General features: G+C 73.1%; 9 protein-coding genes. 5 read left to right on the top strand and 4 right to left on the bottom strand.

Features of this window, described 5'->3' with window-relative positions:
* Positions 1-3 precede the first annotated feature (3 nt).
* Both ACWCPW_RS18655 and ACWCPW_RS18650 read left to right on the top strand, forming a co-directional pair.
* On the top strand, positions 4-1116 hold the full coding sequence (locus ACWCPW_RS18655) for an ATP-binding protein (RefSeq protein WP_449762663.1): 1113 nt from the start codon (positions 4-6) through the stop codon (positions 1114-1116).
* On the top strand, positions 1113-3953 hold the full coding sequence (locus ACWCPW_RS18650; protein ID WP_449762662.1) for a hypothetical protein: 2841 nt from the start codon (positions 1113-1115) through the stop codon (positions 3951-3953). The genes ACWCPW_RS18655 and ACWCPW_RS18650 overlap by 4 nt, the downstream gene beginning before the upstream one ends.
* Positions 3954-4013: 60 nt before the next feature.
* On the opposite strand, the gene ACWCPW_RS18645 is transcribed toward ACWCPW_RS18650, so the two are convergent.
* The 4 genes from ACWCPW_RS18645 to ACWCPW_RS18630 form a co-directional block, all read right to left on the bottom strand.
* Positions 4014-4604 carry a hypothetical protein gene (locus ACWCPW_RS18645; protein ID WP_449762661.1) on the bottom strand — a complete coding sequence of 197 codons (591 nt, stop codon included), beginning with the start codon at positions 4602-4604 and terminating at the stop codon, positions 4014-4016.
* On the bottom strand, positions 4605-5660 hold the full coding sequence (locus tag ACWCPW_RS18640; protein WP_449762660.1) for a hypothetical protein: 1056 nt from the start codon (positions 5658-5660) through the stop codon (positions 4605-4607).
* Between the two features lie 315 nt (positions 5661-5975).
* Positions 5976-6485, bottom strand: coding sequence for a hypothetical protein (locus ACWCPW_RS18635; RefSeq protein WP_449762659.1), 510 nt, complete (start codon positions 6483-6485; stop codon positions 5976-5978).
* A gap of 112 nt (positions 6486-6597) precedes the next feature.
* The gene (locus ACWCPW_RS18630; protein ID WP_449762658.1) at positions 6598-7191 is read right to left on the bottom strand and encodes a helix-turn-helix domain-containing protein; all 594 of its coding nucleotides are present in this window, start codon (positions 7189-7191) and stop codon (positions 6598-6600) included.
* 48 nt (positions 7192-7239) lie between these two features.
* Here ACWCPW_RS18630 and ACWCPW_RS18625 point away from each other — a divergent pair, with 48 nt between their 5' ends.
* From ACWCPW_RS18625 to ACWCPW_RS18615, 3 genes are all read left to right on the top strand, one after another.
* Positions 7240-8178 carry a class I SAM-dependent methyltransferase gene (locus ACWCPW_RS18625; RefSeq protein WP_449762657.1) on the top strand — a complete coding sequence of 313 codons (939 nt, stop codon included), beginning with the start codon at positions 7240-7242 and terminating at the stop codon, positions 8176-8178.
* Between the two features lie 259 nt (positions 8179-8437).
* Positions 8438-10582, top strand: a complete 2145-nt coding sequence (locus ACWCPW_RS18620; protein ID WP_449762656.1) for a PEP/pyruvate-binding domain-containing protein — start codon at positions 8438-8440, stop codon at positions 10580-10582.
* Positions 10579-11487, top strand: coding sequence for a hypothetical protein (locus ACWCPW_RS18615; RefSeq protein ID WP_449762655.1), 909 nt, complete (start codon positions 10579-10581; stop codon positions 11485-11487). The genes ACWCPW_RS18620 and ACWCPW_RS18615 overlap by 4 nt, the downstream gene beginning before the upstream one ends.
* Positions 11488-11675 lie beyond the last annotated feature (188 nt).

The following is an 11675-nucleotide window of genomic DNA, read 5'->3' as shown; positions in this document are numbered from 1 at the left end:
CACATGTCCGACCTGTTGCGCGCCCCCGCCGAACTCAAGTACACCGAGGAACTGGACTGGCTCGAGTCGATCGACGACGGCCCCAAGCCCTTCAGCTGGCGGCTGTCGCCCAAGATGGTGCGCCTGTTCGTCCTGGGCTCCGAGCGCTCCGACGGCCTGGATCGCGAGATCGCGCAGAAGTGGTTCGGTGACCGCTCCATCGTGGAGCGAGCCATCGTCACCCTGGCCTCCGACCGAGGTCTGCTGCTCATCGGCGACCCCGGCACCGGCAAGAGCTGGCTGGCCGAACTGCTCGCCGCCGCGATCTGCCGCAACTCCACCCTGGTCGTCCAGGGCACGGCCGGCACCACCGAGGACCACATCAAGTACTCGTGGAACGTGTCCATGGTGATCGCCAAGGGCCAGTCCCGGGAATCGATGATCCCCTCGCCGATCATGACCGCGATGGAAACCGGTGCGATCGGCCGCTTCGAGGAACTGACCCGCTCCACCAGCGACGTGCAGGACGCGCTCATCTCCATCCTGTCGGAGAAGTACGTCTCCGTTCCCGAACTCGACAGCGACAGCATCGTCTTCGCCAAGCCCGGATTCTCCGTCATCGCCACCGCCAACAGCCGCGACCGGGGCGTCAACGACCTCTCCTCCGCGCTCAAGCGCCGGTTCAACTTCGTGCGCATCCCGGTGGTGACCAACAAGAAGAGCGAGGCGGAGATCGTCCGCTTCCGCACCGAGGAACTGCTGCGCCGGCACCGGATCGAACTGGACGTGCCGCCCACGCTGCTGGACGTGCTGCTCCAGAGCTTCGCCGACCTGCGCGCCGCGGCGGCCGCGGCCGGCAGCGACGACGAGAAGCTGGAGTCGTCGTTGTCCACCGCCGAACAGATCGGCGTCCTGGAGGACGCGATCCTGCACAGCAACTTCTTCGGCGAGCGCGCGCTGACCGCGCACACCCTCGCCTCCTCGCTCGTCGGCTCGCTGGCCCGGCGCGAGCCGGAGGACCTGGCCATCATGAACAAGTACCTGCACGGCGTGGTCGAGCCGCGCGGGAAGGAAGAGGGCGGGCTCTGGCCGGAGTTCCTGGAGGGCGGTCGCCACGCGATCGCCGGCCTGTCATGAGCGGCCCGAACGAGGGCGCGTTCGACGCTTTGCGCGGCCAACTCGAGGAAGCGGCAGCGACGTTCGCCGACGGGCCGGACGCGCTCAAGGACATCCTGCTGGGCATCGTCGACGACGTGGACCGCGCGGTGCGCGAACCACTGGAGATCTTCCCGGTCTGCCACCACTCGCCCGCCTCGGCGATCGCCATGGCGCGCCGGCTGCGCGAGAAGCGGCCGAAGGTGGTGTACCTGGAACTGTGCGAGGACATGGCGCCGCTGTTGACCGAGCTGCGCAACTGCACTCTTCCGGTGGCGGTGCAGTCCTTCGCCGCCGAGATCGAGGGCTTCCCGGCCGAGTGGGCACCACTGTCGGTGGTCGCGCCGATCACCGAGGCGTCCGCCGAATACCAGGCGATCGCCTACACGTTGGACACCCCCGGCACGGAACTGGTCCTGGTCGACCGCTCCTCGGACCACGTGTTCCAGTGGGAACCACGCGGCACCAAGTCCGCCGAACCGGCCGACCCGGACGCGGCGCCGGCCGACGAGGAGAGCGCGCTGCACGGCGACGCCGTCGGCCTGGAGATCGGCGACCTGCGTCCGCGCTTCGCCGAACTGGAGGAGCACCTGCTGCGCCACGGCCGGGTGCGGCACTGGTCGGAATGGTGGCACCAGTACGTCGAACTGCCGCTCGGCGACTGCGACCACGACACCTACCGGCAGGTCATGCTGCTGATCGGCAGCCTGTTCCGGCGGCTGGCCCCCGGCGATCCGCAACGGGTGCGGGTGGACGAGGACCGCGAGCGCTACATGTGGACCCGGACCCGCGAACACCTCGCCGCGACCGGCACGGATCCGGCGGACTGCCTCTACGTCTGCGGCGCGTTCCACGCGGCCTCGCGGGTCGCCGAGTTCGGTGTGCACGGCGCCGACACGTTCGAGATCACCCCGCGCACCGCGACCACGTGGCAACACGGCCTGATCCCGTCCAGCCACGCCGCGATCGAGGCACAGTTCGGCCTCGCGGCGGGGTCCGTGTCGATCGCGGCGACGGTGTGGGCGAAGAACCTCTCGCGCACCGGCGTGGCACCGTTCCGGCTCACCGGACAGGCGGGCGCGAAGAAGACCGCGAAGCCCAAGAAGAGCGCCGCCCGGGCGACCGCGTCGACGGCGGTCGCCCCGCCGGCCTCCGGGCCCGGCGATGTGCTCCCGGCGGCCGACCGGCTGACCGGCTTCCTCGGCCGGCCGCCCGTGCTGGACCGCCTGGACGAGAGCGAACTGCTCGGCTGGTCGGTGGACGTGGTCCGCGCCGCACGGCGCAACGGCTACCTCGCCTCGACCGCCGACGCCATCTCGGTGTTCGAGACCTCGATCCTGCTCGCCGGGATGCGTGACCGGGCCAAGCCCACGCCGTACGACTTCCAGGACGCGGCGGTCACCTGCATCGAGAAGGACACCGTGCCGGGCCGCCGCGACGTGCGCCGCATCGTCGAGATCATGATGGGCGGCGACCGGATCGGCAAGGTCGGCTACGACGCGCTGCCGCCGCTGGCCCGCGACGTGCACGACCGGCTCGCACCGCTGCAACTGAACCTGGAACAGCGGGGCGTACGAAGGGCGTTGCTGGACATCGCGGCGCGGCCGGAACTGGAGCGGTGCGCCGATGTGTTGTGGATGCTCCGCTACCTGATGCCACCGGGCGCGGCGCGCCCGATCATGGGCGAACGGCGACTCGGCGAACGGCCGATCCAGGAGTCGTGGGACCTGTCGCTGGGTACCCACCAGCGCGCCCTGATCGAACTCGGCTACGAGGGCGTCAGCATCGAACAGGTGCTGGAGCAGCGGCTGCGCCGGGCGGCGTACGGCCCGCACGCGACCGCGGCGACCGTCCTGGAGGCGGTCGAGGACGCCACGTTGTACCTGCGCGGCCGCCGCCTGGCCGACGAGCTGGGCACCCGCGCGCTGGAGGTCCTGGCGACCGAGCGCAGCGTCGACGGCGCACCGGAGGTACTGCGCCGGGTGCGGCGGTTGCTCGCCTACTACCGGACCAGCGAACCGGTGCTCCCGGCGTGGATCGAGTCGTTCGTCAAGACCGGGTACGCGCACTACTGCACCCTGTTGCCGACGGCGTTCACCGACGAGGACGCCGGCGTGCGCCAGGTCGCGGCGATGCTGGGCTTCCTGTTCAGCATGGAGACCCTGGCGCTGTCGCTGGGCTGCGACCGCACCCAACTGGAGCTGGCGGTGGGGCAGTCGCACCCCGAGGAGCCGGCGAAGGTGGCGCTGCTGTGGGCGGCGCAGGTGCAGTTGGGCGGGCTCTCGCGCGCGGACCTGCGGGCGCGGTGCGACGACATGCTCGACAACCCGATGGTCCTGCCCGCCTATCCGCACTACCTCAGCGGGTTCGTGCACGCGCTGGAGCCGGTGCCCGGGCTGACCGACTTCGTGGTGGAGGCGGTGTCGAACGCCTTCGCCCGACTGCCGGACCCGCTGCTGCTGCCGTGGTTGCCGACGCTGATCGGCACGTTGCGGTCCGGCGGCGCCGAGTTCGCGCCGCTGCTGATCCGCGAGGCGGGGCGGATCTTCCCGGGTCGGCTGCGGGCGTTGGACGAGTGGGTGCCGCCGTGGTCGGCGCCGGTGGCGGCGCCGGCGGCCCTGTCCTCGGCGCGGCGTCGGGGCGGCGCCGGTGGCCTGGCGCTGCTCACCGCGCACCCCGCCACGTGCGACGCGGTGGCACGGTTGCTGGGCTGCGACGATCCGTGGGAAGCGGCGGAACCCGGCTCGCCGGGTGCGGTGTTGGTCGAGCGTCACCCGGACACGGCGACGGCGCTGGCGGCGCTGCTCGGCGACTCGTGAACCGGACCCGGGCGGCGGCGTCGTGCGGCCGCCGCCCGGGTCGCCGGCCGGAGCGGGTGCTCATCGGCCGCAGAACTCGCGTTCGGCGGCCTTCGGGTCGGGCGGGATGGTCAGGGCGGCGCGGTCGAAGGATCCGGTGAGGTTGCGCAGGAAGCGGCCGGGCGACATGGGCTCGGTGCTCGATCGCGGCAGTTCCTTCAGGTCGCCGCAGTCCAGCGCCGCCCGGGCGGCGCGCACGTCCTCGATCGGGACCACGTGCGCGGGGATCCGGGCCCACGCGGCGGGATCGACGTACAGGGCGATGTTCCAGGCGAGCGGGAGGAGTTTCTCGTGCCCGGCGGCGACGTGCTCGGTCGGTTCGATGTGCGCGCCCACCGTGTTGCCCAGGCCCCACACGTCGACCACGATCCCGCGCAGCGGGGTGACCGCGCCGCCGACGCCGAGTCGCCCCATGATCACCCCCTCCGTCGCCGGCAGGTCGGCGCGCAGGGGTAGTGGCGGCAACGCGGTCGGGTCGGCGAGGTGGTTGCCGTCCGGCACGAGCATGCGCCTGCCCTCGGCGTCCATCCGGAAGAGTTCCGCACGCAGGCCCGGCAGCGTCGCGCTGTGCGCCCGCGCCGTGGTCGGGTTGGCGGTTCGGGGCCAATTCACTTACACCATACGTTCGTTCCAGGTCTGGCACACCCCGGGCCGGGGACCGTTCGTGGTCACCAGACCGGAGCGCAGACCGAAGCCGCACCACGCGGCCCAGACCGTTACCAGGACGACCAGGGCCGACACGCGCCGGTCGACGGGAACGAGCAGGATCGGCAGCAGGGCAAGCATCAGCACCGGCAACCACATCGGCCCGTGCATGAAGTCCCCGCCGACCCGGAGCACGTACAGGCACGGCACCGCCGCGGCGACGACCGGTGTGGCGCCGAGGATCCAGGCGCGCCGCTCCCGCGGGCCGCGCCGGACCAGGAGCGCCGGGACGAGCAACAGCACCAGCACGGCCGGAATCCACAGCCGGTAGCGATCGGCGAAGTCGACGAGGTAGTCGAAGCCGCGCCCCCACAACTGCCGGGTCGCGCTCTTGGTGACGGCGGGCATCGGGTAGGGCAGGCCGTAGTAGCCCATCCGGAAGACCTGGTACAGACCGGGCAGCAGGCCGGCGCAGGCGAACACCGCGAGGGTGGACCGCCGGGGCAACCGTGCCGCCATCGCCATGGCGACCAGGAACACGAGTGAGGTCGCCGCCAGTTCGGGGCGGATCAGCGGGCCGAGTCCGAACACCGCCGCGATCCCCAGGACACGCGCGGTCCTCGCGGAGCGCGGGCCGCACGTGACGAGCAACCGCCAGGACAGTCCGATCCAGGCCGTCGCCAGTCCGGTTTCCAGCCCCGAGGTGGCGAAGTCCCAGACCGGGGGCAGCGCGACGAACACCAGCGCACCGGCCGGGACCAGGTACCGCCCGGTCTCGGCGCGCAGAAACCGGTGGATGCCCGCGAGGGCGAGCCAGATCCCGGCGATGGACAACACGAGCCCGGCGTACACGGCGGTTTGGGCCGGGTCGCCCGGCGTGAGCAGGGCCTGCAGCGCCGGCAGCCACTGCCACAGCGTGCCCGTCGAGGTCTCCACCCGCTCGCCGGGGCTGTACACGGGGCCGTTGCCGGCCGCGATCTCCGGGCCGCGCGCACGTAGATCAGCCCGTCGTCGGTGATCCACCGCCGGTGCCACCCCATCACCGCCGGCACCAGCACGGGCGGGGCGATGGCGAGCACGTCCGGGATCCGGAACCGGCGCCCGATACGCGGGGGCGGATCCTCGCGCGCGGGCTCGGTCGGCACGGTGCCGGCCCGGGCGGCGTCGGACATCCGACCGGGCATGTGGCTGGACAGGTGATGGGGCATGGTGGCGCGGTTCATGTCGTCCTCGGGTTCCGGTGCGGTGGGCGGGGCGGTCGGCGGGGCGGTGTCGCGACCGCCGCCGGGACGTGCGGGGCACGGGAGTCGGCGGCCCGCGCCCGCGCCGCCGGCGTGTTCACTCCGCGTGTCGAGGCCCGGGGGCCGACGGGTGGGTGGGCCGGTCGGCGTGCTCCAGGGCGTCGTCGATCGCGTCGGCCAGGACGTGCAGTTGGGCCGCCCAGTCGGCGCGGGACATCGCCTGGAGGGCGATCCGGGCGCAACCGGCCGCGGTGATGACGGCGACGGTCTCGGCGGCGGTCAGCGGGAGGGCGCCGATCACGGGGCCGGCCGGGCTCGTGTAGGGGTCCAGGTACAGGAGCAGGTCGGCGTCGGCGTCGACGCCGGGGCGCGGCGGCCGGTCCGGCCCGGCGCCGGTGGGCGCGCCGACGTGCAGGCTGCGCAGGACGTGCTCGATCGCGCCGGCGAGTGCCCAGGCGGGGCCGCCCGGGCGACCGTGCGCGCACAGCCAGGCGCCGGCCCGGTCGCCGGCGGCGGTGACCCGCTCCAGGGCGGCGTGCTGCTCGGGCGAGACACGGGCGTCGGCGGTGATGGGGGAGTCGCCGGGTGGTGGCGCGTGGTTGCTCATGTCCGGTGAACGAGCGACCACGCGACAGGTCGCTGGGGTGCCGGCGGGCGGGTGGGATCCGGCGGCGGACGGCGCCCGGTCGCGGGCGCGTCGAGGTGTCGGGCGGCCGGTGTCAGGGTCTCGGTGTGCGGCCGGCGGACGGCAGGTGGGTGCGTTCCCCGTTGTGGTCGAGGATGATCAGCAACTCGACGGGACCGTCGTGCGCGCCGACGGAGTGCGGCGTCATGGTGGAGAACTCGGCCGCGTTGCCGGTCTGGATCATGATGGTGCGCTCGCCCAGTTGCAGCCGTGCCGTACCGGACAGGACGGTGAACCACTCGCGGCCCGGATGCACCTTCAGGTGTTCGGTTCCGGTCGGCCGGTCGGGGGTGATCCGCAGCTTGGCCACGGTGACCCCGTGCAGCGAGCGCTCGTTGGACAACAGCCAACTGGTCATGCCCTGCGAGTGACACGGCTCCGGGCGGATCACCACGTCCTCGTCGTCGGCGGATTCGACGAGTTGGTCGAGCGTGGTGTCCAGCGCGCGGGCGATGCTCACCAATTGGTCCAGGGCGATCCGGCGGTGCCCGGTCTCGATCCGGCTCAGGTTGGACGGGCTCAGGTGACAGCGGGCGGCGAGCGCGTCCAGCGACCAGCCGCGGGCGAGTCGCAGACCGCGAATGCGGTGGCGGACGATGTTGTCCAGTCCTACCTCTTCTTGCGCCATAGGCAAGAGTATATGTGTCACACGCATGAGTGTGCCTATCGTGTGGCCATGGGAACGCACTCGGATCGGCACGGCCACCACGGGCACCACGAGCACCACGAGCACGAGCACCACCAGCACAAGCAGCACAAGCAGCACAAGCACCACGAGCACCACGAGCACGGTCACGGTGACGGGTCCACGGGGCACGACGAGTCGGCGTCGGCGGACATGTTGGACCTGGACGCCGAGATGCTCGGGTCGCTGCTCGACGAGATGACCGACTGGGTCCGGCGCCATGGCCCCGACGCGACGAAGCGGGTCGCCGACGTGGGCGCCGGCACCGGTACCGGGACCCTGGCGCTGGCCCGGCGATTCGAGGCGGCGGAGATCGTCGCGATCGACCGGTCGCCCGCGCTGCTCGACCGCCTGCGCACGGCGGCACACGGCGCGGGACTCGCGGACCGGCTGCGCGTGGTGTCGGCCGACCTGGACATCGCCTGGCCGTCTCTCGACGCCGTCGACGTCGCGTGGGCGGCCTCCTCGATGCACCACGTCGCCGACCCGGACCGGGTGCTCCGCGACATCCACGGCGCGTTGAACCCCGGCGGCGTGCTCGCGGTCGTCGAGATGGACGCGCTGCCGCGTTTCCTGCCCGACGACATCGGCCTCGGCCGCCCGGGGTTGGAGACCCGCTGCCACGAGGCGGCGGCGCGGGCGGGCTGGAACGCGCATCCCGATTGGCGGCCCCACCTGGAACGGGCCGGCTTCGAGCCGGTCGTCCAGCGCACCTTCATCGTCGAGGCGAGCCCGGCGCCGCCCGCCGCGCGGCGGTACGCGCGGCGCCAGTTCGGTGCCTTCCGGGTCGCCGTCGAGGGCCGGTCGGCCGCCGACGACCTGGATGTCCTCGACCGACTGTTGTCGGACGACCGCCCCGAGGCGCTCGCGAACCGCCGCGACCTGACGATGCGGAGCAGCCGTACGGTCTGGGCGGCCCGCCGCCCCTGAGCCCGACGCCGACGTCGGCTCGGACGCCGACGCGGTGACGGTTCCGCCGTGTCGTCGCGCGCTCGGCGGGCCGGCCGGTTTCCATCCGTCGGATTGCCCGTGTGCGGGCGGGGAGGGAAGCTTGAATGTCGAGATGTCGGTACGACCCGTCGGCCGTGTGCCCGGGACGCCCCCCTTCCGCTCGGGGCACCGAATCGGGTAGGTGACGAGCACCGGAAGCGGAACTCGGTACGGACACCGGCGGCGGAAGGAGCCCGCCATGGCGGTCGAGGCGAACCGGCTGGTCGTCGTGCCGTTGGACGTCGAGCGGGCCCACGATCCGCGTCTGACCGGTGGCAAGGCCGCCCAACTGGCCCGTGCCGGGGCCGCCGGCCTGCCCGTCCTGCCGGGATTCGTGCTCGTCCCGGCCACCCGCGCCCCCGATGCCCCGCACGGCGAGGAACCGTTGCGTCGCGCCTGGCACACGCTCGCCGAGGGCGGATCCCGGTCGCTGATCGTGCGGTCGTCCTCGGTACACGAGGACACCGCGACCTCCTCCATGGCCGGGCGCTTCGCGACGGTCGCGGACGTGAGCGGCTGGGACGCCTTCACCGCGGCGGTGGACACGGTCCTCGATTCGGCGCGCGCCGCCGACCCGGACCCGTCCGGGGACGACGCCGGGGCCGAGGGCATGGCCGTACTGGTCCAGCCGATGTCGTACCCGGTGGCGGGCGGGGTGATGTTCGGGGCCGATCCCGTCGAGGGGCGCGAGGAGCACATCCTGATCAGCGCGGTGCCGGGCAGCCCCGCCCGACTCGTGGACGGGCGCACCGACGGCGTGCACTACCGGCTCACCCGCCGGGGCCGGCGGCTGCCCACCCGTCCCGTCGAGCCTCCGGGTCGGCACGTACTGGGTCGGCGCCGGCTGCATCGGCTCGTCGTGCTCGCCGGGCAGACCCGGCGCCTGTTCGGCGCGCCGCAGGACATGGAGTTCGGCTTCGACGCCGAGGACCGCCTGTGGCTGTTCCAGTCCCGTCCGATCACCGCGATGAGCGCGCGGCCCGCGCGGGGCGCGCGGCTGCTCGGACCCGGGCCGGTGGCCGAGACCCTGCCGGACGTCCTGCAACCGCTGGAGGAGGACCTGTGGGTCGCGCCGATGGCCCACGGCCTGGCCGTCGCCCTCGACGTCACGGGCACCGCTCCCAGGCGCCGGCTGCGCACCGTCCCGGTCGTGCGCACCGTCGACGGCCTGGCGGTGGCCGACCTGCGCCTGCTGGGCGCGGTCCCCTCGCCGCACCCCGTCCTCGACATCCTCAACCCCGCACCCGGTGCCCGTGCGGCCGGCGCGGCGTGGCGGGTGGGACGCCTGCGGTCCGCGCTGCCCCTGCTCGCGCTGGACCTGATGGCCGACGTCGATCGCCGGCTCGCCGAGTTCCCGGTGCCCGGCGAGATGCTCGGCGGGCGGCTGGTGTCCGCCGCTTCGTGGGGTCGCCGGGCCCTGTCGGCGTTGCACGCGCAGGAGGCGCTGGCCGGGGCGCTCCTGGGCGGCGGCGCGGGCATCACGCTCGCCGGCGAGGCCCTGGCCGTGCTGTCCGAGGGGCGTACGGCGGGCAGATCCGACGCGGAACTGGTGGCGGATCACCCGGTCCTGCTGGCGCTGTTTCCGCCGTCGCTGGACCGCGTGCGTCGGCTGCCGGGGCGCATCGGCTGGACGGGCGCGCCCAGGGGAGTGGGCACGCTGCCGTTCCGGGAGGGGCTGCGGCTGCGGATCCGGTGGGTGCAGGAGATGCAGGTGGGCATGGTGCGCGAGTTCGCCGCCAGGCTCGCGACGACCGGACTGATCGAGGATCCGGCCCAGGTGGCGCGGCTGCGCTGGAGCGAACTCGTCGCGGCGGCCGACGGCGCCGACCTCCCGGCCGACCTGCCCGCCCGTGTGCCCAGGCCGGACCGGCCGGCGCTGCCCGCCGCGTTCCGCCTGGTCGAGGGCAGGCCCGTCGCGGCGCCGACCCGGACCGATCGCGGCGGCGGCGGGCGGGGCGCGGGCGGCGGTACCGGTACGGGCACGGTCTGGGACGGCGGCGGGACGCGGCCCGAGCACGCGGTGCTGGTGGTGCGCGTCCTCGACCCGGCACTGGCCGCGCTGCTGCCGGGCCTGGCCGGACTGGTGTCCGAGACCGGGAGTCCGCTCTCCCACCTGGCCGTCCTGGCCCGCGAACGCCGCGTTCCCACCGCCGTGGGCGTGGTCGGCGCGGTGGACCGGCTCGTACCCGGTACGACACTCACGGTGGACGGCGGCACCGGCCTGGTGACCGTCCTCGCGGACGCGGCGCGACCGGTCGCGGACGGAGCGGACGCGGACGTCGCGGACGCCGGCGACGGGGAGCGCGGGGTGGGGGCGGGGTCCGGGAAGGGAGCGGGCGCGTGAGGTACCTGACGTTTCTGTTCGGCGGCATCGCCGGAGCGGCGTCGGCCTGCTACGCGGTGGTCTACCTGTACCGCTGGGAGTGGAACCGGGCGGTCTTCTGCCTGTTGATCTTCGTGATCGTGGAGATCCTGGTCGTCGCGACCGTGCTGCTCGGTCGGATCGCCCGGCTGGAGCGGCACCTGGGCGAGGCGGACGACCGTACCGAGGAGGCCCGACGGCGGTTGGAGCAGGCGCACGACGAGACCGGGAAGGGCAGATTCCGTTGGCTGGACGCCGACCGGTTGGACAGTCGTGACACACACCACGTGTTCGTGCCCGTCCTGCTGGCCGCGGGCGTCGTGCTCTCCGGGGTCGCCTGGGTGATCCAGCGGATCGCGCGACTGACCTCGCATCCGGTCTCGACCGGGTTGCTCGCCCGGCGGTTGGTGGCCCTGAACGCACCGGCCGACGACGCCCTCGGCGTCGAGCCGCAACTGGAGGATCGACCAGCCGTCGCGCCCGCCCGCCGGGTGCGCGCGGCCGCGGTGGTCGCCGGAGCCGTGCTCGCGGCATTCCTGCTCGCCCTGGCGGTCGACCGCTTGGCGGACGCCACCGAGAGCCGGCCCCAGGGTCCGCCCGAGTCCGTCGCCAGCACCGTGGTCTTCCGGGTGATCTCCCGTGAGGAGCGCGACATCGCCCGCGAGGTGGCCGCGCGCGAGCTGTGGGAGGGCTGCCGCAGCTCCACCGGGGCCCGACCCGAGTACGCCGTGCTCGGCCGTTTCGACACCGAGGTGTGGGTGGGCGTGGTGCGGCCGGCGCTCAACGACCACGACATGATGCGGCTGCGCGGGTGTCTCCAGGACACGAGGGCCTTCCACGCGCGCGCCGAGATCGTCGGCGAGGGACAGGTGCCACCGCAGCGGTGAAAACAGTTGATTTGAGGCTTTTTACCATTAAATCAATATTGCTACTAATATCTTGAGATCGATCGGTTAACCTTGAAGTACGACCCGTCGGTTCCCCAGGGCCCGGGACGTTGCCCGCCGCCCGCCAACATCGACGGTGATTCCACTTGTCCGGACCCAAGGTCCTCACGCGTTCCGCCTTCTCCCCC

It is taken from the genome of Embleya sp. NPDC001921 (assembly GCF_053594475.1).
This window is presented reverse-complemented; position numbering and strand designations above follow the sequence as displayed.

Coding starts and splice junctions, on each gene's coding strand:
- ACWCPW_RS18635 (WP_449762659.1), bottom strand. CDS start 6,485: ATGAGCAACCACGCGCCACCACCCGGCGACTCCCCCATCACCGCCGAC.
- ACWCPW_RS18620 (WP_449762656.1), top strand. CDS start 8,438: ATGGCGGTCGAGGCGAACCGGCTGGTCGTCGTGCCGTTGGACGTCGAG.
- ACWCPW_RS18650 (WP_449762662.1), top strand. CDS start 1,113: ATGAGCGGCCCGAACGAGGGCGCGTTCGACGCTTTGCGCGGCCAACTC.
- ACWCPW_RS18655 (WP_449762663.1), top strand. CDS start 4: ATGTCCGACCTGTTGCGCGCCCCCGCCGAACTCAAGTACACCGAGGAA.
- ACWCPW_RS18630 (WP_449762658.1), bottom strand. CDS start 7,191: ATGGCGCAAGAAGAGGTAGGACTGGACAACATCGTCCGCCACCGCATT.
- ACWCPW_RS18625 (WP_449762657.1), top strand. CDS start 7,240: ATGGGAACGCACTCGGATCGGCACGGCCACCACGGGCACCACGAGCAC.